The sequence below is a fragment of the Burkholderia sp. genome (genome assembly GCF_018375725.1).
Lineage (GTDB): Bacteria > Pseudomonadota > Gammaproteobacteria > Burkholderiales > Burkholderiaceae > Burkholderia.
This window is the reverse complement of sequence record NZ_JAHACR010000318.1, coordinates 1-4,602: the sequence shown is the minus strand read 5'-3', so window position 1 is coordinate 4,602 and position 4,602 is coordinate 1. Positions and strand designations below refer to the sequence as shown.

Below are 4,602 nucleotides of genomic sequence, written 5' to 3'. Positions count from 1 at the left end.
CGCGCAGCTCCGGCACGCTGCCGTCCGCGATCGCGACCGCCTGCGGATCGCAGAACATCGAACGCTCATCCCCGGCGGCCACACTCCGCACAAACCCTTAAATATTGATCGGACAGGTTGCGCGCCGGTCTGAAACGGTTCAGCATACCCGTCGCTCCGCCGGCTGCTTGCCGGCCCGGTGCGCATCCATGCACAGCCCGAGCACGACCGTCGGCTGTCTCCGCAAACCTTTCCGTGGTACCGACAGCAACGAAGGGCGTAGCCGGGGTTGTGCAACGCAAACGTTTGCTCGCACTAAAACAACGCATGGCCCGTCGGGCCTGCCGCCAGGAGATGTTTATGAGTCACGCCTTTCGTCGCCGCTTCCTGACCGTCGCGCTTGCCGCCATCGCGGCGGCGGCCGTGCCGGGCGGCTATGCACAGGCGCAGGGCAAGCCGAAGGTCGCGCTCGTGATGAAATCGCTCGCGAGCGAGTCGAGCGAGTTTTTCCTGACCATGGAAAATGGCGCGAAGGAATACCAGAAGCACAACGCCAGCCAGTTCGACCTTATTACGGACGGCATCAAGGACGAGGCCGACAGCGCGAGCCAGATCCGCATCGTCGAGGAGATGATCGCGTCGAAGGTCGACGCGATCGTGCTGGCGCCGGCCGATTCGAAGGCGCTCGTGCCGGTCGTGAAAAAGGCGGTCGACGCCGGCATCATCGTCGTCAACATCGACAACCGGCTCGATCCCGGCGTGCTGAAGTCGAAGCGCCTGAACGTGCCATTCGTCGGGCCGGACAATCGCAAGGGTGCGCGCAAGGTCGGCGATTTTCTCGCGAAAAAACTGAAGGCAGGCGACGAGGTCGGCATTGTCGAGGGCATGCCGACGACGACCAATGCGCAGCAGCGCACCGCGGGCTTCCAGGATGCAATGAAGGCGGGCGGCATGAAGGTCGTGTCGGTGCAATCGGGCGAATGGGAGATCGACAGAGGCCACGCCGTCGCGTCGGCGATGCTCCATGCCTATCCGAAGCTCAAGGCGCTGCTGTGCGGCAACGACAGCATGGCGATCGGCGCGGTGTCGGCGGTGCGGGCCGCCGGCAAGCAGGGCAAGGTCTATGTCGTCGGCTACGACGACAGCAACGCGATCAGGCCGATGCTGAAGGACGGCCGCGTGCTCGCGACCGCCGACCAGTACGCGGCGAAGCAGGCCGTGTTCGGCATCGACACGGCGCTCAAGGCGGTCGTCGAGCACCGCAGGCAGTCGGACATGTCGGCCGCAGTCGAAACGCCGGTGGATCTCGTGACGCAGTGACGCGCCGTGGCCGCGGCGGCCTGCGCTCAAGTTTCCGGCGAAGCGGCCGTTATCCGGTGTGGGCGCGATCACGGCCGCCGCGTGCTATCCGTGAGCGTCAATTCCGCGCGCCGTCCACCGCGCGCGGCCGCAACCAGGACCGCGATGGAGCCGACCGTCCAACTTTCCCCTTCACCCGCCCCCGTGCTGACCGTTTCCGCTACCGGCAAGACATACGCCGAGCCGGTGCTCGCGAATGTGATGCCGGCGCCGGCGCGGGGCGAGGCGCTCGCGCTGACCGGCATCGCGGTCGCGGCGGCGACCGGTGCGCTGAGCGGGGCGATCGCGGTCGGCTGGCGCATTCGGTCGTGCATCGTGTCGCTCGGCATGCTGGAAGCGGCACGCAGGCTCGCGTATCCGCTGACGAATTCGCGCAACGCGTATATCGGCAACGCATTCGGCATCCTGTCGAATCCGATCGCGCTCGGCGTCCCGCCGGCGTTCCTGGTTGCGCTCGGGGTGAGAATCGGCGCGAACGAGGAAGCCTTGCGGCTTGCGGGGGTTAACCCGCAGCCGTATAAAATCGTCGGGTTCGCATTCAGCATGTTCTTCGGCGTATCGATCATCTCGGTACTCGCCGCGGCGCTCGCACAACTCGGTGCGAACGAACCGACGAAGTGCATCATCAGCGGTGCGGTGATTGGGGTGGCGGTCGTCCTCGGCACGTATCGCAGCCGGCGCATGCGGGCACGATGAAAACAAGACAGAGCAGACCAGAGGGAAACGGGAATGGCTACGATCAAGGATGTGGCGGCCATGGCGGGCGTGTCGTTTACGACGGTGTCGCATGTGGTAAACAATTCGCGGCCGGTGTCGGCCGATGTGCGTGCGAAGGTCGAAGTGGCGATCCGCGAACTGAACTACGTGCCCTCGGCGGTCGCGCGTTCGCTGAAGGCGCGCGCAACGGCAACCATCGGGCTCGTCGTGCCGAACAGCACGAATCCGTATTTCGCCGAGTTGTCGCGCGGCATCGAGGATCAGTGCGCGGCGAACGGCTATTGCGTGTTCTTCTGCAACTCGGACGACGAGCCGGTCAAGCAGCGCAACTACCTGCGCGTGCTGCAGGAAAAACGCATCGACGGGCTGATCGTCGCATCGGCGGGAGAGGATGCGGTGCTCGCGCAGACACTCGCCGACATACACGCGCCGCTCGTCGTCGTCGACCGTAACATCGAGGGCCTGCCCGCCGACCTCGTGCAGATCGACCACGAGCGCGGCGCGTATCTCGCGACGCGTCATCTGCTCGAACTGGGTCATGCGAAGATCGGCTGCATCACGGGGCCGGTGGAAACCGCGGTCAGCGCGATGCGCGTGCACGGCTTCATCCGCGCGATGGCCGAGCGCGGCATCGACATCGTGTCCGGCGCGATCGCGGAAAGCGACTTTTCGTGCCTCGGCGGCTATCAGGCGGCATCGCGCCTGTTCGACTCGGTCCGGCCGAGCGCGATCTTCGCCGGCAACGACCTGATGGGCGTCGGCGCGTTGCGCGCGGCGGCCGAGCGCGGGATGCGCGTGCCCGACGACTGCTCGATCATCGGCTTCGACGACATCGAATTCTCCCGCTATACGTATCCCGCGCTGTCGACGGTCGGCCAGTCGGTGCGTGCGCTCGGCGAAATGGCCGCGCAGACGCTGATCGAGCGGATCGGCGGTTCGCTGGCTGCGCCGAAGCGCCGTCGCGTCGTGTCGCCGCGTCTCGTGCTGCGGGAGTCGACCGCTATTTACCAGGAACCGACGCTGCCCGGTGGCCGCGCATGATGGGCCGTCCCGACAGTCGTGCGCCGCACGCGGGACGCGTGACGGTGATCGGCAGCCTCAACATGGATCTCGTCGTGCGCGCGCCGCGCCTGCCGATGCCGGGCGAGACGCTCGCCGGTCATGCGTTCGCGCAGGCCGCGGGCGGCAAGGGCGGCAATCAGGCGGTCGCCGCCGCGCGCCTCGGGGCACAGGTCGCGATGATCGGCTGCGTCGGCGCGGATGCGCACGGCGCCGCGCTGCGCGCTGGCCTCGAAGCCGAAGGCATCGACTGCGCGGGGCTCGCGACGAGCGCGACGGCGTCGACCGGTGTCGCGCTGATCGTCGTCGACGATGGCAGCCAGAATGCGATCGTCATCGTCGCCGGCGCCAACGGCGACGTGACACCGGGCGCGATTGCCGGGCAGGACGCGGCGATCGCCGCCGCCGATGTGCTGATCTGCCAGCTCGAGACGCCCGCGGACGCCGTGTTCGCCGCGCTGTCGGCCGGACGGCTGCTCGGACGCACGGTCGTGCTCAACCCCGCGCCGGCGGTCGCGCCGCTGACGGCCGGCTGGCTGCCGCTCGTCGACTACCTGATTCCGAACGAAGTCGAGGCGGCCGCGCTGACGGGGTTGCCGATCCGCGATCCGCACGATGCCGAAGTCGCCGCACGCAAGCTGCAGTCGGAAGGCGCGCGCAACGTACTGGTGACACTCGGCGCGCGCGGCGTGCTCGCGCTGACGGCGGACGGCGCGGCGCGCCACTATTCCGCGCCGGCGGTGCAGGCGGTCGACACGACCGCGGCCGGCGACACGTTCATCGGCGGCTTTGCCGCCCGGCTCGCAGCCGGCGACAGCGTCGATACGGCGCTCCGCTTCGCGCAACGCGCGGCGGCATTGTCGGTGACGCGCGCGGGGGCGCAGCCGTCGATTCCGACGATTGCCGAACTGACTGAATGATCAGTTATGGCAATAATTCACGCTGAATACCCGATGATTGTTGTGAAATTCGGTTCTCTCCGTGATTTATTCGTGAAATAAGGGTAAACACCATCAAGTCGCACGGTTTGCTGTCGTAAATGCGTCCAGAGGGGCGAATGCCTCCGAGTGACGGGCGAGTCCCGTTTATGACGACGTAATACGGAAGGAACGATGGTGTTGAAAGACCTGACGATCCGCGCGCGCATCGGATTGACGATGGCGTTTCTGGCGGGGCTGCTGTGCGCGATCGGCGCGCTGGGGCTGATCGGCATGGGCCGCGCGAACGACGCAAGCCGGGAAATATTCACGAACGAAATGCCGAGTGCGGTCGATGTGGCGACCGCCGAACTGTATGCGGCGCGCGAGCGGATCGCGCTCGACGGCGCCGCACTGCTGGCCGGCACGCCTGACGCCATGTCGGAGCTTGAGCGCAGCCGCAGGATGCGCGCCCAGTCCGATGCGGCGTGGCAGAAGTACTTCGGCCTGCCGCGCGATGCGGACGAGGACAAGCTCGCACAGGACGTGGCCGCGAAGCGCCAGCTGCTGC

The 4,602-nt window shown here is 67.1% G+C and carries 4 protein-coding genes and 1 pseudogene; all 5 read left to right on the top strand.

The window, feature by feature from the left end; translation table 11 throughout:
* Positions 1-339: 339 nt before the first annotated feature.
* A complete protein-coding gene (locus KH616_RS21720) occupies positions 340-1,299 on the top strand; it encodes a sugar ABC transporter substrate-binding protein (RefSeq protein WP_292250683.1) in 960 nt (319 codons plus the stop codon).
* 270 nt (positions 1,300-1,569) lie between these two features.
* Positions 1,570-2,034, top strand: a pseudogene (locus KH616_RS21715) (ABC transporter permease); the annotation flags it as partial.
* A 33-nt stretch (positions 2,035-2,067) separates the two neighbouring features.
* On the top strand, positions 2,068-3,096 hold the full coding sequence (locus KH616_RS21710) for a LacI family DNA-binding transcriptional regulator (RefSeq protein ID WP_292250681.1): 1,029 nt from the start codon (positions 2,068-2,070) through the stop codon (positions 3,094-3,096).
* Positions 3,096-4,034 (top strand): ribokinase, encoded by a 939-nt coding sequence (gene rbsK, locus KH616_RS21705; RefSeq protein WP_292250685.1) that lies wholly within the window; start codon positions 3,096-3,098, stop codon positions 4,032-4,034. Before KH616_RS21710 ends, rbsK begins: the two co-directional genes overlap by 1 nt.
* Before the next feature lie 192 nt (positions 4,035-4,226).
* On the top strand, positions 4,227-4,602 hold a 376-nt coding region (locus KH616_RS21700), incomplete at its 3' end, for a Tar ligand binding domain-containing protein (protein WP_292250679.1).